Origin of the sequence: uncultured Caldilinea sp., from assembly GCF_937128415.1 — a bacterium.
GTDB lineage: Bacteria > Chloroflexota > Anaerolineae > Caldilineales > Caldilineaceae > Caldilinea.
In genome coordinates, this window is the sequence record NZ_CAKZMJ010000070.1 from 22877 (window position 1) to 46662 (window position 23786).

The window sequence follows — 23786 nt, forward strand, 5'->3', positions numbered from 1 at the left end:
GGGCGCAGCTCGACAAATGACAAAGTGAACGGGCTATGAAGTCACAAACCACAGATTCCATTACGCATGAAACCACTGCATGGCATGCCCTGGCGGCGGAAAGCGTTCTTGTGCAGCTTGGCGCAGATCAACACAAGGGATTGACGTCCGAAGAAGCCAGAAGGCGGTTGGTCCGGTACGGCCCTAACCGTCTGACCGTAAGACGCGGCAAAAGTCCTTGGTTGCGTTTTCTGCTCCAGTTCCATCATCCTCTGATTTACATTTTATTGGCGGCGAGCGCCGTCGCCGCCCTCTTTAAGGAGGCGATCGACGCCGCCATCATTCTTGGCGTGGTGCTGATCAACGCAATCCTCGGCTATCTCCAGGAAGACAAGGCCGAAAAAGCGCTCGATGCGTTGGCGCAGACCATGGTCACCGAAGCGACTGTGGTGCGCGACGGCCAGGTCATGCAGATCGCAGCGACGGAGCTTGTGCCCGGCGATCTTGTGCTTCTACAAAGCGGCGATAAAGTTCCGGCGGATTTGCGCCTCATTCACAGCCGTGAGCTTCAGATCGCCGAGGCTGCGCTCACCGGCGAGTCCACGCCGGTGCAAAAGGACGCTCGAGCAGAAATTGCGGCGACAACCCCGGTGTCGGAGCGCCTGAACATGGCGTATGCATCCACGCTGGTGACCTATGGCCAGGGCGTCGGCGTCGTCGTGGCCACCGGCGACAACACGGAAGTGGGTCGCATCTCTCACCTGATCGCCACGGCCGAGGAGATGCAGACTCCGCTGACGCGCAAGATCGCCGATTTCAGTCGCATCTTGCTTTATGTAATCCTGCTCCTGGCGGGGCTGACCTTCCTGATCGGCGCCGTCCGCGGTCAACCCCTGCTGGAGACGCTGATGGCGGCGATTGCGCTGGCGGTCAGCGCCATTCCCGAGGGCCTCCCTGCGGCGGTGACGGTCACCCTTGCCATCGGCGTGACGCGCATGGCCCAACGTCGCGCCATTATTCGGAAGCTGCCCGCCGTTGAGACGTTGGGAAGCACGACGGTGATCTGTTCGGACAAAACCGGCACGCTCACCCAAAATCAGATGACGGTTCAACGGATCGTGGCGGGCGGCGTCGCCTATGAAGTCACCGGCGCAGGGTATGAGCCGGTGGGTGAAATTCGTCGCTTGGACAAGACAACTCTGGACAAGACGACGGAGGATTCAGGCCCGAACCTCGCTCTGTTGGAGTGCCTGCGCGCCGGCTTGCTCTGCAATGACAGCAAGTTGCTCGAACAGGAAGGCAAGTGGGAAGTCGTGGGGGATCCGACGGAAGGCGCGCTCATCGTTGCGGCGCGCAAGGCGGGGATGAACCTTCTCGACGATCGTCTTTTCCTTCCTCGTCTGGATGTAATCCCGTTCGAGTCCGAACATCAGTATATGGCCACGCTGCACGACGCCGGCGAGGGGCAACCGCGCCTCGTCTACGTCAAAGGAGCGCCCGAAGTCATTTTGCAGCGGTGCTCTACGATGCTCGACGCCGCAGGGCAGTGCCTCCCCTTGGATGCGAGCGCTGTACGCTGCATCGCTGAAGAATTCGCCGCCGGCGGCCTGCGCGTTCTGGCGTTTGCGCGCCGCGCGTTGCCGGCGCACGTGAACCAGCTGCGCAGAGAGGATGTGGCGTCGGAGCTGACGTTTCTGGGTTTACAGGCGATGATAGACCCACCGAGGCCCGAAGCGATAGCAGCTGTGCGCGTCTGCCAAGAGGCCGGCATCCGGGTCAAAATGATCACCGGAGACCACGCCTTGACGGCGGCGGCGATCGCCGCTCAGATCGGTCTCGGCGGCGATTCAAACGGCCATCCCGCCATTCTTACAGGTCGCGACATCGAGGCGACCCCGGATGAGACGCTTGCGGAAATTGCAGAGCGCACCACCGTCTTCGCCCGGGTTGCGCCTGAACAAAAGCTGCGTCTGGTCAAAGCGCTGCAACATCGCCGTCATGTTGTGGCGATGACCGGGGATGGCGTCAACGACGCGCCGGCCCTCAAGCAGGCCGACATCGGCATCGCCATGGGCCTCACCGGCACGGACGTCGCCCGTGAGGCGGCGGACATGGTGCTCACCGACGACAATTTCGCAACCATCGAGGCGGCCGTTGAGGAAGGCCGCGGGGTGTTCGACAATTTGACGAAAATTATTGCATGGACGCTGCCGACCAATCTCGGCGAAGGATTTGTCATCCTGGCCGCCGTAGCGCTCGGCGCCGTGCTGCCGATCCTGCCGGTTCAAATTTTGTGGATCAACATGACGACGGTTGGCGTGTTGGGGCTGGTGCTGGCGCTCGAAAATAAGGAGCCCGGCATCATGCGGCGACCGCCGCGCGACCCTGAAGCGCCGATCCTCACCGATGTGCTGTTGTGGCGGATCGCCATTGTGGGTCTCCTCATCTTGCTTGGCGCGTTCGGCTTGTTCTGGTGGGAGCAGCGCAACGGCGCCTCCCTTGCGCAGGCGCGCACCGTCGCCGTCAACGTGGTGGTGATGGTTGAAGTGTTCTACCTCTTCAACTGCCGTTCGCTCACACATTCCATGTTTCACATCGGCCTCTTCAGCAACCCCTGGTTAGGCTTCGGCGTGCTCGGCATGGCGCTGCTGCAGCTGGCGTTCACCTATCTGCCCTGGATGAATGCAGTGCTCAGCAGCGCGCCGATTGGACTGGACGCCTGGGGAAGAATCCTCGGCGTCGCCGTGTTCGGCTATCTCCTCGTCGAACTCGAAAAATGGCTGCGACGCCGTGGAGCGATGCATCGCCTTTGAAGCAAAGAGGCGCCCGCCGCTTCTACAGGATTCCACCGCCATCCTCTTTGAGGAAGTTCCTCAAAGAGGATGGCAGAGACTCCATATTAACAAACTGCTCTGCTCCTACTTCAATGGGGGGCGTTGGGTGACCTGGAGCCCAAAGCCCCGCCGCCGCTTCTCTTCGCTGCGCTCTGCTTGTTCCATCGTAATGCGCCGACGTCGTCATAACAAACAGCCTGAAATAAAAACTTGGTCAATTTGACAAAAGTCATTGACAATTGCGAACATTTGTTCTATAATGCCGCTATCGCACGATTTCAACAGGAGGGGGAGGCGTCATGACTGCATCGATCCCAACATCGCTCTCGACGGAGCATCTCATCGCTGCCCTATACGGCTTGCTCGATGAAACCTTCGACAACGTTCGGGGCTGCTTTCTCGACCGCGGGACCTCGCTTTTTGAAACACTGGCGGCCATTTCGGCGGAGAAGGCGTCCATTCCGGTTGGAGGCAAATGCAGCGTATCATCCAGGCGAGATTCGTGAGGCGTTATGCGCGCTGAAACCCTAGGGGGATCGAGCGCCGTTCATTGACGTCGATCTTTGGGAACAGCATTCCGTCGTCACCTTTTTCATCTTTCAACGTCTCCTTGAATTGCCTGATCAACGACTCGACATGGAGAACAAACTCAATGACCATCACCCACAAAATCGCCCCTCATCTCTGGTTTGATCGGGAAGCCGTCGAGGCGGCGCAGTTTTACATCTCGATCTTCCCCAATTCCAGGCTGGACTACGTCACCGTGCTGCACGACACGCCATCCGGCGATGTAGAAAGCCTGTTGTTCGAGCTCATGGGACAACCTTTCTACGCCATCAGCGCCGGTCCGCTGTTTCAGTTCAATCCTTCCATTTCCTTCACCGTGCAGTGCGCCTCCGCCGAAGAAGTGGACGCTCTCTGGCATCGGCTGATTGAAGGCGGTCAGGCGCTGATGCCGCTCGACGCATATCCCCCCTTTAGCCAACGCTACGGCTGGCTGAAAGACCGCTACGGCGTCTCCTGGCAATTGATCGCTTCCGGCGAACCGAGCGCTGGTTTGCCGACGGTTTATCCTTCATTGCTTTTTGTTGGGGAAAATTACGGCAAGGCGGAGGAGGCGCTTCATTTCTACACCTCGGTCTTCCGGAACTCCGCCATCGGATCCGTGGTTCGGTACGGCCCAGGGCAGACGACCGACCGAGAAGAGGCGATTTTATTCGCCGACTTCCTCTTGGAAAATCAACGATTCACCCTCGGCGAGAGCGGCTTTCCCCACGAGTTCACCTTCAATGAGGCTATCTCGTTGATCGTCAACTGCGAGACGCAGGCGGAGATCGATGATTACTGGGAGCGCCTCTCCGCAGTTCCAGAAGCCGAACAGTGCGGCTGGCTGAAAGATCGCTACGGCGTCCCCTGGCAGATTGTCCCAACGGCGATGGACGAGATGATGCGCACCGGCTCTCCAGAACAGATCGCGCGCGTCACACAGGCTTTCCTCCCCATGAAAAAGCTCGATCTCGCCGCGCTGGAGCAAGCGTTTTGGGCCGCGTAACGCAAAAAGAAAGTTTTTCACAAAACCTTGTACAAAAAGGAGGAACCATGACGACGCAGACGACCCCGCGCTCCCACGGCGCGTTCACCTGGATGGACCTGGCCACGCCCGACCTGGAAGGCGCAAAGCGGTTTTATCATCAAGTGTTTGGCTGGGAGTTTCTCGATCTCGGCGCAGAGGTGATGCACTACCACTACGCCCTGGCGCAGGGGCGCCCGGCGGCCGGCCTAGGTCCGTCGCAGCCGGACAGCGCCATGCCCACCGCCTGGACAATCTTTCTTTCCGGCGCCGAAGGAGACGCCGAGCGCGTTCGGACGCTCGGCGGGCGGGTGCTTCTGGAGCCGATGACCATCGGCGACGCCGGCAAAATGAGCATTTGCGCAGACCCAACGGGCGCCGTCTTTGGCCTCTGGCAGCCGATCCGCTTCATCGGCGCCGCCGTGGAAGGCGAACACGGCGGCATTGCATGGAGCGAAGTCAACACGCGCGACGCAGCCGCAGCGTGCGATTTCTACGGCAAGCTCTTCGGCCTCACGCCAAGCCCGCAAGGCGGAGCGTATTTCATCCTGCGCCGAGGAGAGGAGATGTGCTTTGGCGTGCAACAGATGGATGCGGAATGGGGCGACGCCCCGCCGCACTGGATGGGCTACTTCGCCGTCGACGACGCAGATGCAGCGGTTGAGCGCGCCGCCGCCGGCGGCGGCTCCATCGCTGCGCCAGCGGTCGACACGCCGTATGGGCGCATCGCCGTCGTGGCCGATCCCTACGGCGCGTTGTTCAGCGTCATTCAATTGCCCGCCGCGGCGTGAAACAGGGTTGCGTTGATGCGACTTCGCGCTGCACGACGCATACGCAACACGCAACACGTATGATCATCACAAAGGAGGAAATTCATGGCGACCGTCCGCGTGTTGGTCGGCACCCGCAAGGGCGCCTTTATTCTGACTTCCGACGAGGCGCGGCAAGCTTGGAAGGTGAGCGGCCCATTCTTCGCCGGCTGGGAAATCTATCACATCAAAGGCTCCACCGTTGACCCAGACCGCATCTACGCTTCGCAGTCGACCGAATGGTTTGGTCAGTTGATTCAGCGCTCCGACGACGGCGGCGCCACGTGGACGCCGGTGAGCAACGAGTTCGCTTACGAGGGCGTTCTAGGCACGCATCAATGGTACGACGGCGCGCAGCACCCCTGGGAGTTCAAGCGCGTCTGGGTGTTGGAGCCGTCGCCAATCGATGCGGAGGTCGTCTACGCCGGCGTGGAGGACGCCGCCCTCTTCCGCAGCGACGACGGCGGCCAGAGCTGGCGGGAGCTGCCTGCGCTGCGCAAGGCGAAGGGCAGCCTCTGGCAACCGGGCGCAGGCGGCATGTGCCTGCATTCGATCCTGATCGATCCCACCGATCCGGAGCGGCTTTTCACCGCCATCTCCGCAGCAGGCGCGTTTCGCAGCGACGACGGCGGCCAGAGCTGGCGCCCCGCCACTCACGGGTTGAAATCCAACTGGGAGCTGCCCGACCCTGAAGCCGAGATCGGCCACTGCGTGCACAGCATCACCATGCATCCCTCGCGGCCCCAGGTGCTCTTCATGCAAAAACACTGGGATGTGATGCGCAGCGACGACGCCGGCGAGAACTGGTATGAGATCAGCGGCAACTTGCCCAGCGACTTTGGCTTTCCGATCGTCGTGCACGCCCACGAACCGGAGACGATCTACGTCGTGCCGATCAAGAGCGACTCCGAACATTATCCGCCGGAGGGCAGGCTGCGCGTCTATCGCAGCCGCACCGGCGGCAACGAGTGGGAGGCGCTCACCGACGGGCTGCCCCAGGCGCACTGCTACGTCAACGTTCTGCGCAGCGCCATGGCGGTCGACGCCCTGGATTCGTGCGGCGTCTACTTTGGCACGACCGGCGGGCAGGTCTACGTCTCGCCCGACTCCGGCGATCACTGGACGGCGATTGTGCAGCATCTGCCTCCCGTGCTTTCGGTTGAGGTGCAAACGCTGCCATGATACGCGTCGTTCTTCCTCACCATCTGCGCACGCTGGCGAACGTCGGCAAAGAGATCGAGTTGGAAGTGAGCGAGCCGGTCACGCTGGCCGCAGTGCTCGACGCACTGGAGGCGGCCCATCCGATGCTGCGGGGCACGATCCGCAATCGCAACACCGGCCGGCGCCGGTCGTTGATCCGCTTCTTCGCCTGCGGTCAAGACCTCTCCCACGAGTCGCCGGACGCGCCGCTGCCCGCCGCAGTGGCGTCCGGCGCAGAGCCGTTGTTGATCGTCGGCGCCATGGCAGGAGGATGAAACGCAAGGGAAAGCGATCTACGCTTCATACGCTCACACAAAGGCGTCCGGCCGGAGGCCGAACCTACAGTTCGCGTCTCCGGCCTGACATCGGAATCTGCTCAAACGCCCTCTCGTTTGACGCGCTGCGGGCGATGCGATATTGTACAAGCCGCCGCCCTTCCGATTTTCGGGCGGTCGCCGATATCGATCATCGTCAGGATGGAGTAGCCGATGGAGACGCCTGCATCTCACGCAACATCGTTCTGCATCGAACACGCCGATCTCGTCGTCACGATGGATGCGCAGCGCCGCGAAATTCACGATGGCGCAGTCGTCACCCAGGGGCCGGCCATCATCTGGGTGGGTGCAACGAGCGAGCTGCCCGCCGCCCTGCGCGACGCCGCCGATGAAGTCATCCCGGCGCGCGGACGCATCGTGCTGCCCGGCTTTGTCAACACACACCATCACTTCTACCAAACGCTGACGCGCGTCATCCCATCTGCGCAGGACGCCGTGCTCTTCGACTGGCTCAAGACGCTCTACCCGATCTGGGCGGAGCTGACGCCCGACGACGTCTTTATCAGCACGCAGTTGGCGCTGACCGAGCTGCTGCTCTCCGGCTGCACGACGTCGAGCGACCATCACTATCTCTGGCCGAACGGCTGTCGCCTCGACGATCAATTCGCCGCCGCGGAAACGGTGGGCGTGCGTTTCCATGGCGCGCGCGGCAGCATGAGCCTCGGCGAAAGCAAAGGCGGCCTTCCCCCCGACCGCGTCACCGAGGACGAAGAGGCCATCCTGCGCGATTGTCGCCGCGTCGTCGAGGCCTACCACGATCCGAATCGATTCGCCATGCGCCGCGTTGTGCTGGCGCCGTGCAGCCCTTTCAGCGTCACGCCCGACCTGATGCGCGAAAGCGCGACGCTGGCGCGCAGCTTCGGCGCGGCGATGAACGTCCACCTGCACACCCATCTCGCCGAAACGAAGGATGAAGAGGAGTTCTGCCTGGCGCGCTTCGGCCATCGCCCCGGCGACTACGCCGAGCAGCTCGGCTGGACGGGCGACGACGTCTGGCACGCGCACTGCGTCCATCTCAACTCACGGGAAATCGAACGTTTTGCACACACGCGCACCGGCGTCGCCCATTGCCCCACCAGCAACATGCGGCTGGCTTCCGGCATTGCGCCGGTGCGGGCGATGCGCAACGCGGGCGTTCCGGTCGGCCTCGGCGTCGACGGCAGCGCTTCCAACGACAGCAGCCACATGCTCAACGAGGTGCGACAGTGTTTGCTCTTACAGCGGGTGCTGGGCGACCCGCGCGCCATGACGGCACGCGAGGCGCTGGAGATCGCCACGCTGGGCGGCGCAGCCGTCTTGGGGCGAGACGACATCGGCGCGCTGGCCCCGGGCATGGCCGCCGACATCGTCGCCTTCCGGCTGAATACGCTCTGGCACGCCGGCGGCGCCGTGCATGATCCCGTGGCTGCGCTGGTCTTCTGCCAGCCGCAGCCGGTGGACTGGGCCATCGTCAACGGGCGCAAGCTGGTGGCCGACGGCGCGCCGCTGCACCTCGACCTGCCGACCCTGGTCGAACGCCATAACCGCGCCGCGCGCGCATTGGTGGAGCGGGCGGGAAGGTAGGGCGCAATTGACGTTCACCCAACCTGGAACGAACGGGACGGGGACGACGATGCAATCGATCAGAGTGCGCGTGCCGGCGGCCATCGGCGGGGCTGCGCTCGCCCTCGGCCTGCTCTGGCTGGCGCTGACGTCGCCGTTACGCGCTTGCGCCGACTGCGGCGCAACGTTGACGCCGGCGCCGAGATTGACCTCCGGCGCGCTGGCAAGCGTAGAGAGTCCGGCTCTCGCCTTCTCCCCTGGCTGGACGGTGGACGCAAACGGAGCCGATCCATCCGAACCGACCGATCCATTTTCCGAACCTTCCGGCGTCATCACCTTCACCTACGCTGGCGACGCCTTGTGGCTGCTCCTTGCGCCGGGCGACTACTGGGCTTATCTTTACGCCACGGTGGATGATCGACCGGCCAACCGGCTGGTCAATATCCCCGGCAATGTCAACAGCCTTGGCGCGGCTGCAGGCTACAGGACGCTGCTGGCGCCTGAGTTGGCGGGCGCGCCGGAGGACAGGCGGCTGCGCTGGGTGGAGATTCACCGGCATGCACAGCGCGCAGAGGCGCCCGCATCCTCTGCGCACGTCGTGCGGTTGGAGTTCTGGCGCGGATGGGGGCAAAAGCCCTTGCGTGGGGTCGCCGTGGACCCGCCGACGCATGCGCTGCATCGCCCCGGCGAGCGGTTGCCGGTTCTGCCTGCGCCGCAATGGCCGGGCGCGTTGCTGATGATGACCGGATTCTGGTTTCTGGCTGCAACGCTGACGCCGACGCTAAAGGCAAAACTTTCACGGTCGCCTCTGCCCCGGCTTCGCCGGTTCGATCTCTCCTCGCCTTCATGGCAGCGCGGCGCATGGATCGCCTTTGGACTGGGCGCGGCGCTGACGATCGCCGGGACGGCGCTCGACCGCTGGCTGCTGGCGCCGGCGGGCGTGCTTCTACTCGCTGCAGCGGGAGTGGTGCGTCCGGCGCTTTGGCTAGCGGCGCTGCTCTTCGCCCTGCCCTTCGCCTACGCCGTCGATCTGCCGCTGCTTCCCACGCGTGCGCTGGGAATCGTCGACGTTGGCGTGCTGGGCGGCGCAGCCACGCTCGCCGGGCATTGGGCGCTGCGCTCGCTGTCCGGCGAAAAACGTCCGCCCGGCGCCCCATCCTTGGAAGGAGAGCAGCGGGCTGCGCTCTGGCTGCTGGCGCTGATCGGGAGTTGGGCGCTGATCGCCAGCCTGGATGTGTGGTATCCGGCGCTGGCGCTGCGCGAATGGCGCGTCGTCTTCCTGTCTGCACTGATCTTCGGGGGCGTGGGGATCGGCGTGGTGCGTCTCTCATGGGAACCGGCCCTCGATCGTCAGCTGCTCGTTGCAGGCTGGCTACTCGGTGCGACAACCGTTGCGCTGATCGGCCTGTGGGGGTACGTCAGCGGCCAGGGGTTTGTCTCGGCGGCGGAAGGGGTGCGTCGCGTGCAGGCGCTGTACGATTCACCCAACAACCTGGCGCTCTATCTCGACCGCACGCTGGCCGTGACGCTCAGCCTGGCGCTCTTTGTCGAAGGATGGCGGCGCCGCGTGTTTTGGGGCGCCCTGGCCGCAGTGCAGGCGCTGGCGTGGCTGCTCACCTTCAGCAAAGGTGCGCTCTTGCTCGCCGCGCCGGCGATGGCGCTCACCCTGGCGGCGGGAGGCGTCTGGATGGTCAGGCGCCGCCGCGCGTCGCTCAAGCCGCTGCTGGCGCTGGGGGCGTTCCTCTTGCTGGCCGCGTTGGTGTTGACGCCTTTCCTCGGCGCCGAACGTTTTCAGCGCCTGCTCGATTTCGAGCAGGGCACCGGTTTCTTACGGCTACAGCTCTGGCGCAGCGCCTGGGCGATGGCGCTCGACCATCCCTGGCTCGGCGTCGGCCCCGATCAGTTCCTCTATCACTATCGCAGCGTCTACCTCTTGCCGGAAGCGTGGCAGGAGCCAAACCTCAATCATCCCCATAACTTCGTGCTGGATTGGTGGACGCGGCTAGGGCTGGTGGGTCTCCTGTTGGGTGTAAGCTGGTGGGGAGTGGGGATATGGGGGATTTGGCGATGGCTGCGGGGCTCGTCAGAACAACGCGACGAAGCGGCGCTGGCGCTGGGTTGCCTGGCGGCGGCGTTCGCAGCCCTGGCGCATGGACTGATCGACGTGAGTTACGCCTTGCCGGAATTGATGTTGACCTGGACGCTGCTGTTTCATTGGAAGACCGCCAGATAACTCACTTCCTCGGCCGGCGACGTCCGTCGCGATCCGCCACGCGCGCCAGCTCCAACGCCATCCGCTCCATGCGCGCGCTCCAATCTTCGCTGCTGACCTGCGTGCGGATGCGCTCGGCCCAAATCGGGAAGGCGAACGGCGTCAAACGCTTCGTCTCAATTTGAATAATTTCCTGGTGCGCGAGGGCGGTCAGCGTCGCCTCCAGCCGCGTGAGTTCGAGCTGTTGCTGCAACACCTCGCGCCGCGCCTGATCAAGCAGGAGGTTCTCCGGGTCGTACTGCGCCAACACGTCGAAGATCAGGCCGCTGGAAGCCTGGAGCTGCCGCGCGCTCTTGCGACTGCCGGGATGGCCGGCGAAGATCAACCCTGCAACGCGTGCAATGTCGCGAAATTGTCGCCGCGCCAGCTCCGTAGCGTTGATGCACGCCAGCACGTCCTCCAACAGATGCTCGACGCGCAGAAGGCGCCGCCAGTCGGCTTCGGTGAGCGCAAAGGGCGTCGGCGAGAGCAGCTCAAAGCCGTAGTCTGTGGCGAAGGCGCTGATGGTGCGCGGCGCCTCCTGCGCCATGCGATAGGCGACCAGCGCGCTCAGCCCCTCATGTACAAGTCGCCCGGCCAAGGGAAAGACGAAGAGATGATAGCCGTCGCGCGACTTTGTGGATTCGATCAGCAGCTCACCCGGCGCCGGCAGCCGCGACCACCGCTCCTGCAACGCAAGGAGCGGGCGAACGGCGGCCAGCTCGGGCGAAGCGAAGCGTCCATCGCGCGCGGCGGCCAACTGGACGCGCACCGCCCCGGCTAGTTGAGAGGAGAGCGGCATGCGCGATCCCATCCAGTGAGGCACAGCGCCGTCGGCGCCACTGGCTCTGCGCACATAAGCGGTCATCTCTTTGACCATCACCAGCTCCAGCGCGCGGCCGGCGAAGATGAAGCGATCCCCCGGCCGCAGCCGCGCAATGAACGATTCTTCGATGCTGCCCAGCGAGCCGCCTTTGAGATAACTCACTTTGAGCATCCCGTCGCTGGTGATGGCGCCGATCGACATGCGATGGAATTGTGCGATCTGGCGATTGGCCGGTCGATAGCGACCGTTTTCCGGCTTCAGTTTGTTGTATTGCGGGTACGCGTGCAGCGCGCGTCCCCCGTCGCTGACGAAGCCAAGCGCCCAACGCCACTCTTCATCGGTGAGGTCGGCGTAGGCGTAGGTGGTGCGCACCTCGTCGAACAGTTCTTCCGGGACAAAACCCTCGCCCAGCGCGACGGTGACCAGATGTTGCGCCAGCACATCGAGGGGTTTGCGCAGCGGTGTGCGCGCTTCGATCATGCGCTCCTCGATCGCCTGGCGGGCGGCGGCGAACTCGATCAGCTCGAACGCATGGGTCGGAACGCAGAGGATGCGGCTGACGGCGCCCGGCTGATGACCACTGCGGCCGGCGCGCTGCATGAGCCGCGCCACGCCTTTGGGGCTGCCGATTTGAATCACCTGATCCACGGGCGAAAAATCGACGCCGAGATCGAGGCTGGAGGTGCAGACCACGCAACGCAGCCGGCCATCGCGCAGGCGATCCTCGATTTCGGCGCGCAAGGAGGAATCGAGCGAGCCGTGATGCAGCGCGATCTCGCCGGCGAACGCTGGATGCGCCTCGATCAAGGCCTGAAACCAAAGCTCCGTCTGGGCGCGCGTGTTGGTGAAAATCAAGGTCGAGCGCGCCTCTTGCACGGCCTCGACGACGCGCGGCAGCAGCTTCACGCCCAGATGTCCGGCCCAGGGGAAGCGCTCGATGTCGTCCGGGATGAGCGTTTCGATGCGAATCTCTTTCTGGACGTCGCCGGCGATCAGGCGCGCACCGGTTGACGGCGCAGCCCCCATCAAGACTGCCAGCGCCTCCTCGAGGTTGCCCAGCGTCGCCGAAAGCCCCCACACGCGCAGGTCAGGCCGCCATCGGCGCAGACGGGCCAACGCCAGCTCCGTCTGCACCCCGCGCTTGCTGCCCAGCAACTCATGCCATTCGTCCACCACCACACAGCGCAGATGGCGAAAGAGCGCAGCGCTTTCTGCGTAGGACAACAGAAGCGAGAGGCTTTCCGGCGTCGTCACCAGCGCGGTCGGAGGCCGCGTGCGCTGTCGCGCTTTGAGCGTTGCGCTCGTGTCTCCGGTGCGCTTTTCGACCGTCCACGGCAGCCCCAGCGAATTTACGACGGACTGCAATGCAGCTGTTGTGTCGGTCGCCAGCGCGCGCAGCGGCGTGATCCAGAGCACGAGCAGCGGCGGCGCAGGCAGACGAGCCCATTCCGCCGGCTCTGGATATTCGGCGATCCATTCCATCACCGGGCCAAGCCACGCCGCATAGGATTTGCCCATGCCCGTCGGCGCATGGATGAGGCCGCTTTCCCCGGCGAGATAGGCGCGCCACGCTTCGCGTTGGAAGTCAAAAGGCGTCCAACTGCGCGAGGCATAGAACGCGTCGATGGTTTGGCGGGCGATTGCAAGTTGTTCAGGGGCGATTGAGTTCACGACAACATATCTCAACGTAGTTCACCGTCTCTGCGAGGCGCAGAGGTCCACCTGGAATCAAACCTGAACTTGTGCACAATGGCCATGGTTGAAAATAAAATCAGAATTCGTAGAACCAGCGACAGAACCGGCTGATTTGACGCCTTCCCGCCATCAGCGCGCCAACGTCATTATTCTACAGGATCAACGACTATGACGGAGAAGCTGAAGGCATCGGACGCGTTCGGACAACGGGTGCAGACGCCTCTGGACATCGACGGTGCAGAGTGGCACGCGCTTTCCGAAGAGGAAGTCCTGCGTCGCCTGGCGACGTCGCTCGACGGATTGAGCAGCGAAGAGGCGGAGGTGCGACAGCAGCGCTTTGGCCGCAACATCTTGCCGGTGCGCCCACCGCCGACGCTGCTGGAGATCATCCTCCATCAATTCAAAAGCCCACTCATCTACGTGCTGTTGGTGGCGGGCGTGGTCTCGATTTTGCTTGAAGACGTGAAGGACGCCGTTTTCATTTTCGCCGTCGTGTTGTTGAACGCCAGCCTCGGCGCATTTCAGGAGTGGCGAGCCGAGAAAAGCGCCGCAGCCCTGCAGAGCCTGCTCAGAGTTTACGTCCGCGTGCGCCGTGACGGCGCAGAACGCCTGATGGATGCGGAGGAGCTGACGCCAGGCGACATCGTGCTGTTGGAGTCGGGCAACCGCGTGCCGGCGGACATTCGCCTTTTGCACACCCACAACTTGACGGTGGATGAATCGTTGCTGACCGGCGAGTCGCTGGCTGCGCCGAAACGTGCCGGCGCGCTGGGGCGCGACCTGCCGCTCTCGGAGCGCGTCAACCTCGTCTACGCCGGCTCAATGGTGATCACAGGCCGGGGCGTTGGCGTCGTCTTCGCCACCGGCGCCCGCACAACCGTCGGCGAAATCGCCGCGGCCACCACCACCGCCGACACCGCCAAGCCGCCGCTGGTGATCCGCATGGAGCGCTTCGCCCGCGACGTCAGCTTCGCCGTGCTAGGCGCCAGCGCACTGCTGGCGCTGATCGCCGTCTCCCGTGGCATTCCCTACAACGAAGTCTTCTTCATGGCCGTGGCGCTGGCCGTCTCGGCGATTCCGGAAGGGTTGCCGGTGGCGTTGACCGTAGCGCTCTCGATCGCCACTCATCGCATGGCCAAACGCAACGTGATCGTGCGCAAACTCACTGCCGTCGAGGGGCTGGGCAGTTGCACCTCCATCGCCAGCGATAAGACCGGCACGTTGACGGTCAACAAACAGACCGTGCGCAAGCTGGTCTTTCCCGATGGTCTGACATTGCACGTGACGGGCGAGGGGTACAGCGGCCAGGGCGAAGTCCTGATGAAAAACGGCGCGCCGCTCGATGAATTTACGGAAGCGCGCGTCGAGGCGCTGGTGCGAATCGGCATTCTTTGCAACGAAGGACATCTTGTCTATGACAAAGGGACATGGGAGTATCACGGCGACGCCGTCGACATCGCCCTGCTGGCCCTCGCCTATAAAATCGGCGCCGACCCGACGAAAGCCCGCGAAGCCGTCCAGATCGTGGCGGAGGTTCCGTTCGAGTCCGACCGCCGTTACGCCGCCACCGCCTACCGCTGGAACGGCGCCGGTCGGATCGCCGTCAAAGGCGCCCTGGAGGTGATGTTGCCCTATTGCACACACATGCACACCGCCCGAGGCGTCGAAACCATCGTTGCGGCGCCCATCGAACAGGCGGCGATGGCGATGGCGGCTAACGGCTATCGCGTGATTGCACTGGCGGAAACAGCGCCTTGCGTCAGCGACGAGGACGTCGCGCTTGACGACAACAGGCTGCCCCCGTTGACCCTGGTGGGGTTGGTCGGGTTGATCGATCCACTGCGCCCTGAGGCAAAGCCTGCCGTGCAAAAATGCATGGAGGCGGGCATCCGCGTTGCCATGATCACCGGCGACCATCCGGCCACAGCGCTTGCGATCGCGCGGGAGCTCGGCATTGCCTCCAGTGCGGAGGAAATTGTGACGGGGAAGATGTTGGCGGAGGTGGGTCCTGCAGATACGCCGGCGTTTATCGAGACCGTGCAACGGGCGCGCGTCTTTGCGCGCGTGACGCCGATGCAAAAGCTGGCGATCGTCGAGGCGCTGATCCGACTTGGCCATTTTGTGGCGGTCACCGGAGACGGCGTCAACGACGCGCCGGCGCTGCGCGCCGCCAACATCGGCGTGGCGATGGGGTCAGGCTCCGATGTGGCGAAGGACGTCGCATCGATCATCGTCACCGACGACAATTTCGCCTCGATTGAAGCCGGCGTCGAAGAAGGGCGCTTCGCCTACGACAACGTGCGCAAAGTGACCTATCTGCTCATCTCCACCGGCTTCGCCGAGGTGGTGCTCTTCACCCTGGCGGTGTTCAGCGGCCTTCCTCTGCCGCTCTTTGCCGTGCAGCTGCTCTGGCTGAACCTGGTCACCAACGGAATTCAGGATGTGGCGCTGGCGTTCGAGGCGGGCGAACCGGGCGCGATGCGTCGTCCTCCGCGCAAGCCAACGGAAGGCATCTTCAACCCGCTCATGGTGCAACAGACGCTGGTCTCCGGCTTAACGATTGGCCTGATCGCCTTTGGCGCATGGTTCTGGCTGCTCCGCGCAGGCTACGATGAATTTGCGGCGCGCAATCTGTTGCTTCTGCTGATGGTGCTTTTTGAGAACGTGCATGTTTTCAACTGCCGCTCAGAATACACGTCGGCGTTTCGCGTGCCGCTGCGCAACAACCGTATTCTCACCGTCGGCGTCGTCGTGGCTTTTTGCATCCACATGCTTTCCATGCACATCCCCTTCATGCAGGAGCTGTTGCGCATTGCGCCGGTCAACCTGCAAGAATTTGGTCTCATGTTGGCGTTGGCGCTCAGCGTGCTGGCGGCGATGGAGATCTTCAAGTGGGTGCGCAGTCGAAGTCCGAGAGACGCCTTTGCCGCCTTCGGGGCGAGGTGACCGTCTGCCGAGAGCCTTCGGCTTGCGAGCCTTGCTCCCCCTCTCCCAGCATTGGGAGAGGGGGCCAGGGGGTGAGGGCCTTGCTCCCCCTCTCCCAGCCTTGGGAGAGGGGGCCAGGGGGTGAGAGTCTTCTACAGTGAACCCCGAATGCATCCGCGCCGCCGCAAAAAACCATCAAGCCCCCGAGAACGAACGTCGGGGCGTCCCTGCGACAAGGAAAGCGGCGCCGCTTTATTCCGCAAGCTCGGCGGAGCGCTCGACGAGCTGATGGCGGCGCTCTTGAAGCTCGGCCAGCCGTGAACGCTCGCGCTCCACGACATGGGCGGGCGCCTTGGAGGTGAATGCGTCGTTGCTCAGCGCGGCCTCGATGCGTTGAATCTGCCGATCGATGTTTTCCAGCTCGGCCTGGAGGCGCCTGCGCTCCGCCTCCAGGTCGATCAGACCGGCGAGCGGCAAGTAGACGGTGACGCCGCCCGCAACGAGCGTCGCCGCCTTGCCGGGAGGCGTCAGCTCGGTTGCGACCACAATCTCAGCCGGCTCCAGGCGCGCCAGCGCCGTAATCACAGGAAGGTTGGCATTGATGAGGTCGGCGTGCTCGTTTGCGCTGAAGAGCGCAGCGATGCGTCGCGCGGCAGGCACGTCGTATTCGGTGCGGACGTTGCGGATGCCGCGGATCACCTCTTGCAGCCGCGTAAACTGTTCCTCCGCTTCGAGATCGGGCTGGCCGCTCTCCTCCGGCCAGCGCATCACCATGATCGACCTGCCGTCGCCTGCCATTCCCGGCAGATTCTGCCAGATCGCCTCCGTCACAAAGGGCATGTAGGGGTGGAGCAACCGCAACGTGCGTTCGAGCACGTAGGCCAACACCTGGCGCGTGGCCTGCGCTTCAGCGCTCTGGGCGTCGGCCAAACGCACTTTGGACGCCTCGATGTACCAGTCGCAATACTCGCTCCACAGAAACTCGTAGAGCTGACGGCCGGCTTCGCCGAGCTGCCAGCTTTCGATCAGGCGGTTGACGTCACGGCGCACGCTCTCATAGCGACTGAGAATCCAGCGATCGGCCAGCCCAAGCAGGCTGCGCTCAGGCAGGCGATAGGTAGGGCTGTGCGGGTCGCTGAAATCAACCGCCAGCTCGGTGTCTTGCAATTTTATGATCACAAAGCGGGCCGCGTTCCAAATTTTGTTGGCAAAATTGCGGTTCGCCTCGATGCGGCTGACGCTGAGCTTCAGATCGTTGCCCGGCGTGCTGCCGGTCAGGAGCGTGAAGCGCAGCGCATCGGCGCCGTATTCGTCGATCAGGTCGAGCGGGTCGAGCGCGTTGCCCAGGCTCTTGCTCATCTTGCGCCCCTGCTCATCGCGCACCAGGCCGTGCAGATAGACCACGCTGAAGGGAGCCTCGCCGGTGAATTTCAGCCCCATCATGATCATGCGCGCCACCCAGAAGAAGAGGATGTCGTAGCCGGTCTCCAACACGGTGGTCGGATAGTAGGTGGCGAGGTCTTCAGTCTGATCGGGCCAACCCAGGGTGCTGAAGGGCCAGAGTCCGCTGCTGAACCAGGTGTCGAGCACGTCTGGGTCTTGTTGCAAGTTGACCTCGCGGCCGTAGTGTGCGGCGGCGCGGGCGCGCGCCTCCGCCTCGGTGCGTCCGGCGAAGGCGACGCCGTCCGGCCCGTACCAGACCGGGATGCGATGCCCCCACCAGAGCTGGCGAGAGATGCACCAGTCGCGAATATTTTCCAGCCAGTGGTTGTAGACGCGCTCGAAGCGCTGCGGCACGATCTGAATGTCGCCGTTGGCGACCGCAGCCAGCGCCGGTTTCGCCAGCGGCTCCATCTTCACCCACCACTGTTCGCTCAGCAGCGGCTCCACCACGGAGCCGCAGCGCTGGCAGTGGCCGACCTGATGCACGTGCTCTTTGTCGCCGACCACCAGCCCGGCCGCCTTCATGTCCGCCCAGAGCTTCTTGCGCGCCTCGAAGCGATCCAGGCCGGCGTAGGGGCCGGCTGCAGCGTTGAGCGTGCCGTCCTCGTTCATGATGTTGATCATGGGCAGGTCATGCCGCTTGCCGATCTCGTAGTCGTTGGGGTCGTGGCCGGGCGTCACCTTCAGCGCGCCGGTGCCGAACTCCGGATTGACGTAGGCGTCGGCGATCACGGGGATCTCGCGCTGGAGCATGGGCACGAGCGCAGTCTTGCCCACGTAGGCGGCGTAGCGCGGATCATCGGGATGCACGGCGACCGCAGTGTCGCCCAGGATCGTCTCCGGCCGCGTGGTGCTCACCTCCAAATAGCCGCCCTCCTTAAGCGGATAGCGGAAGGTGTAAAGCCGGCCGCTCACCTCCTCGTGCTCCACTTCAAGGTCGCTGAGGGCGCTCTGGCAGCGCGGACACCAGTTGACGAGGTAGTTGCCCCGGTAGATCAGCCCTTCGTCGTAGAGGCGCACGAAGGCTTCCATCACAGCCCTGCTCAGCCCTTCGTCAAGCGTGAAGCGTTCGCGCGTCCAGTCGCAAGAGATGCCCATGCGTTTCTGCTGCGCCGTGATGCGCGCGTGATACTCATGCTTCCAACGCCACACCTCATCCACGAAGCGTTCGCGCCCCAGGTCATGACGGGTGACGCCCTGCTTTTCAAGATGGCGCTCCACCACGTTCTGCGTGGCGATGCCGGCATGGTCGGTGCCCGGAACCCACAGCGTCGGGTCGCCCAGCATGCGATGATAGCGGATCAGCATGTCTTCGATGCTGCTGGTGATGGCGTGGCCGAGATGCAAGGCGCCGGTGACGTTGGGCGGCGGCATTGGAATGACGAAAGGACGTCGTCGAGGATCGGCCAGTCCGCTGGCGATTTGCTGCTCTGGCCGGAAGAAACCGCTCTGCTCCCACCATGCATAGAGTTTTTCCTCCACCTGGCGCGGGTCGTAGGCTTTGGGCATGGTTGTTTCGGTCATGGTTTGCTCGGTCATAAGATTGCCTCACTTGATCGGTCGATCCATTTAAACAAAGGGCGAAAAATTTTTCACGCCTCTGGCAGTTCACCGATGAATAAAAAAACCGCTTCATCGTTCAAGGACGAAGCGGCTCCGCGGTACCACCTTGATTATACGCCGCCTAAAACGGACGTATCACTCGTTGCGCGTTAACGGGCGCCATCCGAGGAGCGCTACTGAACAGTTCACGCTCCCGACCTTCCCGGCGACCTTCCCTGCCCCCTGTGCGGGCGAGGCTTTCAGCCGATGACCTCGCCTCTCTGGCGCCGGCGCAGCAGGTACTCCTCCGGTGCAATGTCGTTCCATCAGTTCGGTTGTCAATTGGTTATCAACCAATTGCTGAATAGTATAGCGGAGGGTGAGCCGGTTGCCAAACCGGCGTCTGAATGTTTCGTCACTCTGGCCTCATCTTTATCCGATCCCCCGGTTCGGTGGCCGTCGCCCCTTGAAAGGGGGCGGCTGTGCGCTGATTCACAGCGGAAGAATGAAGAACAATGCGGAAACGCGTCGCCGTTTCAGTATACATAGAAGTCACGCAGTTGGAAGTTGCGCAGTTGAACCCGGCAATCGAGCGAGCGGATTGGGCAAACAGACGGTGATGACGGTGGGGGCGGCTCTCAGCCGCACATTCCCGATAGCCCCAGGGATTTAGGTGAAACGGGGAAGCGCTGCTGCGAGCTGCGCCTACGAGAGATACACCGGGCTTATCAGGTGCGGCTCCCAGGCGCACGTTCTCGGTGAACCACAGGATTTAGAGGAATTCGGTGAAGCGCAGCTGCGAGCTGCGCCTACAAGGCGCCAGAATCATTTGTTCACTTTCATCGAGCTTCCTGGAAGATCATATTCCATGAGCGGGTTTCAACCTTACAGCGTAATTTCTAACACAGGGATGTGAACGGATGCATCTTCTGCGTAGCCAAACGGTCCGAATTCCCTGTCAAAACTGTCAAGAATTCCTCCGATGACAGGGACTATACTGAATGCAGAAGGATTTGGAAAACATTTCCACAGCCCAAATTTGAAGGAGCGACCCTATGATTCGCAAGTTCTTCTTCATCTTCATGACTGCAATCTTAATCCTGTTTGTCTTTGCGGGGGTTCTCACGGCGTTGGATGTTCAGCCCGTCGCAGTGGTGAAGGCGAATCTGGAGAACGTTCGCTCCTACGCGGCGTCTGCGCGCCCTGCGGGCATGAGCTATGCAGTCGACGGCGGCGAGCTTTACGAAGGACGTCCTGGGGAATGGCGCAAAATCGATCTGCCGACCGGCGTGATCGCCGGTGTTGTGGCGATCGACGGCAGCCGACCGAGCATCGTCTATGTCGGCGCGGCCAATGAGCTGGCGCTGTATCGAATGCGCAGCAAGGCGGGCGGCAAGCATGAATGGCTGCGCGTGCCGTTGCCATCGGAGGGAGTCGGCGGCGTCACGAGCCTGGCGCTGGACAAGGGCAATCGACTTATCTACGTCGGCGCCGACACCGGCGAGATTTTCCGCCTGCGCGATGTTGGCTCCAGCGTCATTGCGGCAGGGCGAACGCAGCTCGATGAGCCGATCGTGCAGCTCGCCGTTGACAGCGTGAACGCCGGGTTGCTCTTCGCTCGCACGCCCTCCCGGCTCTATCGGGGGGAGGAGACGGGCCTGCAGTGGCGAGAAGTTGAAAACCTCGGCAGCGCGCCGACGGCGCTGGCCGTCGTCAACCGCTACCCGGCGACGGTCTATGTGGGCACGCTGGATCGCGGCCTGCTCATGAGCCACGACGGCGTCCGCTGGAGTATGGCCAACGATGGCCTGGGCTTCACGCCCGGCGTCCGGCTCGCCGTAGACGCCATCGCCGTCGACCCTGCGCAGCTGGACGTCCTCTATGTGGCGACGAGCTATCTGTTCGGCCACGCAGAGGTTCATCAAACGCCGAGCGGCGTCAGCATGAGCGTCGATGGAGGCGGCGTCTGGCAGCCCCTGGCGACGGTCGCCGAAGCTCCCGTCGCCGAGCTGCTGCCGGTGACGGGGGAGACCGGCGCAGTCTACGCCCTTACGATGGCCAGCCGCCGACCCGCGGCTCTTGGCTCGGCGCCGCTGATCGTCGAGCCGGCGCCTGCCCTCACCGCCGCCACGACATCGGCCTCCGCCTGGCCGGCTGTCCTCGCCTGGATCGTCGCCGGTCTGGTGGGCCTGGCCTTGCTCTATGGCCTGGGCGCCAATCTGTTCACCGAGATGGAGCGCAGCGCCGCGTCCTTCCGAGTGCATCGGCCATCGGTCACCCATCGCTGATGGCTCCCGGTTCTCCTGCGCAAAGGTGCAGCGCGACCCTACACAAGGGTCCGCTGCACCTTTGTTAACATTTTATTGACGCTTCGATAACCTGAGCGCCGTAGTATAATGATGTTATCCTGCGTGGGAATTGATGATAAAAAGCAAGGAAACTCGACACCGGAAGGACGACATGAGACCTCGTGAACATTTCGACCGGGAATTGCAACACCTGAGCGACTCTGTCATGTTGATGATGAGCCGCGTGGAAGAAGAGTTATCGGTGGTGTTGGCCGCTTACGAACGTTTGGATCCGACGCTGGCTGCAGTGGTGACCGACCTCGACCGTCAGGTCAACAAGATGCGCTTTGACATCGAGGAGCGCTGCATTGTCCTGATCGCTACGCAACAGCCTGCTGCACGCGACTTGCGGCTTATCATCGCTTCGCTGAACATGATCGTCGATCTGGAGCGCATGGGGGATCAGGCCAAAGGCGTGGCCAAAGCGCTGAAACGGCTGCACGGGCGACCGGAGGGGAAACTTCCCGTCGAGATCGCCGAGATGGGTCACATCGTGCTCGACATGCTGCGTCAGCTCAAGGTGGCGTACGCCAACCGGGATATTCAACTTGCCAGCCAGGTGGCAAAGCGCGACGACGAGGTGGACAAACTCTACGCCCGCGCCTTCACACAGATCATGTATCGGCTCTCCGGAGCCGCCACCGTAGAGGAAACCGAGGATATTTACGAGGTCCTGCGCGTGGCGCGCGAGTTTGAGCGCGTGGGCGACTTGATCACCAATGTCGCCGAGCGGCTGATCTTTCTCGTCACCGGCAGCATGGAAGAAGTAAACGTGGAGTCGGACATCACGCAGAACTGATTTTCATTAGCCCGAGCCGCTTCTCCGCAACCCAGGGAGAACGGCTGCTTTTATTTTATTTCCGCCAACTCTCTCCACCCGCTTCGGCTGCAACGCCTTTCCAATGGCCATCGGCTATTTGGGAAGGCGTTTTTGCCGAGTTTGGATACAGTTTCGTTTCCGCCATCTGCCTCGACTCGACTATAATGCTGATCCGACGCTTTCATGCTGAAAGCGTCGATGTACGATTGCACTTTTTGTTCAGCTCTCACATCGATGCGAGCGCTTGCTCAAGGCTGAATACGCTGAAACATATCTTTCAAAATTCACCAGGCCAACCAGATTCGTCGTATGTCTTCCATGCCACAGCAGCCGACCTCCTCCCCAACCCGCTACGATCCTGTCGCCGAGCGTGTGCGAGGCTTTGGCGCCACCGTCTTCGCTGAATTTACGGCGCTCGCCAACGCCGTCGGCGCCGTCAACCTCGGGCAAGGATTTCCGAATTTCGCTGCGCCGGATTTCGTGAAAGAAGCCGCCGTCGCCGCCATCGCCGCCGACTTGAACCAGTACGCGCGCAGCGCCGGCCATCCGCGGCTTGTGCAGGCGCTGGCGCAGACCTACAGCCCGCTCTTTGGACGGACGCTCGACCCCATGACGGAGATCGTCGTCACCGTCGGCGCCACCGAGGGCATCTTCGCCACCATGCAGGCGCTGGTGAACCCCGGCGATGAGGTGATCCTGATCGAGCCGTTCTATGACAGCTATCCGGCGGCGGTGACGATGGCCGGGGGGGTTCCGGTCTATGTGCCGCTGCGCGGCCCGGCGGGCGCTCGCCGCGCCGCCGACTGGACGCTCGACATCGATGAGCTGACGGCCGCCATCACCCCGCGCACCAAGCTGCTTGTGCTCAATACGCCTACGAATCCCTTGGGCAAGGTCTTCACCCGCCAGGAGCTGGAGGCGCTGGCTGCGGTCGTCCGGCGTTTCAACCTCACCGTGCTCAGCGACGAAGTCTACGAGTGGATGGTCTATCCTCCCGCCCAACATGTGCGCATCGCTACGCTGCCGGGCATGTGGGAGCGCACGGTGACGCTGGGCAGCGCCGGCAAGACTTTTTCCGTGACAGGGTGGAAGATCGGTTGGGCGATTGCGCCTCCGCGCCTCGCACACGCCATCCTGATGGCGCATCAATGGATTCCTTTCGCCGTCTGCACGCCGATGCAGGAGGCGATCGCCGTGGCTTTTGAAGAGGCGGAGCGGCGCAATTATTTCGGCTGGCTCGCCGAAATGTACCGCGCCAAGCGCGACCGCCTCTTGGATGCGCTCGAGGCCGTCGGATTGACGCCGGTTGCACCGGATGGCTCTTATTTCATCATCGTCGACACCGGCGCGCTTGACGCACCGGTGCAGCCCGCAGAGCGCCGCGATGTCGCCATCTGCCGCTGGCTGACGACCGAGATCGGCGTGGCGGCCATTCCGCCCAGCCCGTTTTACAGCAAACCGCATCAGCATCTGGCTCAGAACCTGGCGCGCTTCACCTTCTGCAAGACCGATGATCTGCTGGATGAGGCGGCGCGACGTCTGCAGAAGATTCCTAAGCGCGTGGTTTCATAGATGCGCAATCCGGCGAGCAGCGCAGGTTTGGCTTCCGGCCGAACGCTTCAGGTGGAAGAGTGCGCCACGCCAGGGAGGCGCGACCCGGTGAAATG

At 63.0% G+C, this 23786-nt stretch carries 14 protein-coding genes and 1 other annotated feature; of the genes, 12 read left to right on the forward strand and 2 right to left on the reverse strand.

What is annotated here, in order from left to right; translation table 11 throughout:
- The first annotated feature begins 35 nt into the window (after positions 1 to 35).
- The 8 genes from Q0367_RS13585 to Q0367_RS13620 all read left to right on the forward strand — a co-directional run bounded on the left by Q0367_RS13585 (position 36) and on the right by Q0367_RS13620 (position 10502).
- A complete protein-coding gene (locus Q0367_RS13585) occupies positions 36 to 2792 on the forward strand; it encodes a cation-transporting P-type ATPase (protein ID WP_298982841.1) in 2757 nt (918 codons plus the stop codon).
- 320 nt (positions 2793 to 3112) lie between these two features.
- Entirely contained in the window at positions 3113 to 3319 is a 207-nt protein-coding gene (locus tag Q0367_RS13590; RefSeq protein WP_298982844.1) for a hypothetical protein, read from the forward strand.
- A 146-nt stretch (positions 3320 to 3465) separates the two neighbouring features.
- Positions 3466 to 4365 carry a VOC family protein gene (locus tag Q0367_RS13595; RefSeq protein WP_298982846.1) on the forward strand — a complete coding sequence of 300 codons (900 nt, stop codon included), beginning with the start codon at positions 3466 to 3468 and terminating at the stop codon, positions 4363 to 4365.
- A gap of 47 nt (positions 4366 to 4412) precedes the next feature.
- Complete coding sequence (locus Q0367_RS13600) at positions 4413 to 5174, forward strand: VOC family protein (protein ID WP_298982848.1); 762 nt, start codon at positions 4413 to 4415, stop codon at positions 5172 to 5174.
- A gap of 84 nt (positions 5175 to 5258) precedes the next feature.
- Positions 5259 to 6374, forward strand: coding sequence for a sialidase family protein (locus Q0367_RS13605; protein ID WP_298982850.1), 1116 nt, complete (start codon positions 5259 to 5261; stop codon positions 6372 to 6374).
- Positions 6371 to 6667 (forward strand): MoaD/ThiS family protein, encoded by a 297-nt coding sequence (locus Q0367_RS13610; RefSeq protein ID WP_297640427.1) that lies wholly within the window; start codon positions 6371 to 6373, stop codon positions 6665 to 6667. The genes Q0367_RS13605 and Q0367_RS13610 overlap by 4 nt, the downstream gene beginning before the upstream one ends.
- Before the next feature lie 213 nt (positions 6668 to 6880).
- On the forward strand, positions 6881 to 8290 hold the full coding sequence (locus Q0367_RS13615; RefSeq protein WP_298982852.1) for an 8-oxoguanine deaminase: 1410 nt from the start codon (positions 6881 to 6883) through the stop codon (positions 8288 to 8290).
- A 49-nt stretch (positions 8291 to 8339) separates the two neighbouring features.
- Positions 8340 to 10502: an O-antigen ligase family protein gene (locus tag Q0367_RS13620; protein ID WP_298982854.1), complete on the forward strand. Its 2163-nt coding sequence runs from the start codon at positions 8340 to 8342 to the stop codon at positions 10500 to 10502.
- Position 10503: 1 nt separating this feature from the next.
- Here Q0367_RS13620 and Q0367_RS13625 read toward each other — a convergent pair whose 3' ends face one another.
- Positions 10504 to 13017, reverse strand: a complete 2514-nt coding sequence (locus Q0367_RS13625) for a ligase-associated DNA damage response DEXH box helicase (RefSeq protein ID WP_298982857.1) — start codon at positions 13015 to 13017, stop codon at positions 10504 to 10506.
- Positions 13018 to 13209: 192 nt separating this feature from the next.
- Here Q0367_RS13625 and Q0367_RS13630 point away from each other — a divergent pair, with 192 nt between their 5' ends.
- Positions 13210 to 15987 (forward strand): HAD-IC family P-type ATPase, encoded by a 2778-nt coding sequence (locus Q0367_RS13630; protein ID WP_297640434.1) that lies wholly within the window; start codon positions 13210 to 13212, stop codon positions 15985 to 15987.
- A gap of 231 nt (positions 15988 to 16218) precedes the next feature.
- Here Q0367_RS13630 and Q0367_RS13635 read toward each other — a convergent pair whose 3' ends face one another.
- Positions 16219 to 18948, reverse strand: a complete 2730-nt coding sequence (locus Q0367_RS13635; RefSeq protein WP_298982859.1) for a valine--tRNA ligase — start codon at positions 18946 to 18948, stop codon at positions 16219 to 16221.
- A 99-nt stretch (positions 18949 to 19047) separates the two neighbouring features.
- Positions 19048 to 19276: a binding site (T-box leader), on the reverse strand.
- A gap of 730 nt (positions 19277 to 20006) precedes the next feature.
- Between Q0367_RS13635 and Q0367_RS13640 the strand changes: the two genes are divergently transcribed.
- The 3 genes from Q0367_RS13640 to Q0367_RS13650 all read left to right on the forward strand — a co-directional run bounded on the left by Q0367_RS13640 (position 20007) and on the right by Q0367_RS13650 (position 23691).
- Positions 20007 to 21239, forward strand: coding sequence for a hypothetical protein (locus Q0367_RS13640; protein ID WP_297640438.1), 1233 nt, complete (start codon positions 20007 to 20009; stop codon positions 21237 to 21239).
- Between the two features lie 172 nt (positions 21240 to 21411).
- Positions 21412 to 22098, forward strand: a complete 687-nt coding sequence (phoU, locus tag Q0367_RS13645; protein WP_297640440.1) for a phosphate signaling complex protein PhoU — start codon at positions 21412 to 21414, stop codon at positions 22096 to 22098.
- A 330-nt stretch (positions 22099 to 22428) separates the two neighbouring features.
- Positions 22429 to 23691, forward strand: a complete 1263-nt coding sequence (locus Q0367_RS13650) for an aminotransferase class I/II-fold pyridoxal phosphate-dependent enzyme (RefSeq protein WP_297640442.1) — start codon at positions 22429 to 22431, stop codon at positions 23689 to 23691.
- Positions 23692 to 23786: the final 95 nt, after the last annotated feature.

Bases quoted from the DNA above. Each gene is read 5' to 3' on its own strand.
- Q0367_RS13585 (WP_298982841.1), top strand. From the start codon at position 36: ATGAAGTCACAAACCACAGATTCCATTACGCATGAAACCACTGCATGG.
- Q0367_RS13590 (WP_298982844.1), top strand. From the start codon at position 3,113: ATGACTGCATCGATCCCAACATCGCTCTCGACGGAGCATCTCATCGCT.
- Q0367_RS13595 (WP_298982846.1), top strand. From the start codon at position 3,466: ATGACCATCACCCACAAAATCGCCCCTCATCTCTGGTTTGATCGGGAA.
- Q0367_RS13600 (WP_298982848.1), top strand. From the start codon at position 4,413: ATGACGACGCAGACGACCCCGCGCTCCCACGGCGCGTTCACCTGGATG.
- Q0367_RS13605 (WP_298982850.1), top strand. From the start codon at position 5,259: ATGGCGACCGTCCGCGTGTTGGTCGGCACCCGCAAGGGCGCCTTTATT.
- Q0367_RS13610 (WP_297640427.1), top strand. From the start codon at position 6,371: ATGATACGCGTCGTTCTTCCTCACCATCTGCGCACGCTGGCGAACGTC.
- Q0367_RS13615 (WP_298982852.1), top strand. From the start codon at position 6,881: ATGGAGACGCCTGCATCTCACGCAACATCGTTCTGCATCGAACACGCC.
- Q0367_RS13620 (WP_298982854.1), top strand. From the start codon at position 8,340: ATGCAATCGATCAGAGTGCGCGTGCCGGCGGCCATCGGCGGGGCTGCG.
- Q0367_RS13630 (WP_297640434.1), top strand. From the start codon at position 13,210: ATGACGGAGAAGCTGAAGGCATCGGACGCGTTCGGACAACGGGTGCAG.
- Q0367_RS13635 (WP_298982859.1), bottom strand. From the start codon at position 18,948: ATGACCGAGCAAACCATGACCGAAACAACCATGCCCAAAGCCTACGAC.
- Q0367_RS13640 (WP_297640438.1), top strand. From the start codon at position 20,007: ATGATTCGCAAGTTCTTCTTCATCTTCATGACTGCAATCTTAATCCTG.
- phoU (WP_297640440.1), top strand. From the start codon at position 21,412: ATGAGACCTCGTGAACATTTCGACCGGGAATTGCAACACCTGAGCGAC.
- Q0367_RS13650 (WP_297640442.1), top strand. From the start codon at position 22,429: ATGTCTTCCATGCCACAGCAGCCGACCTCCTCCCCAACCCGCTACGAT.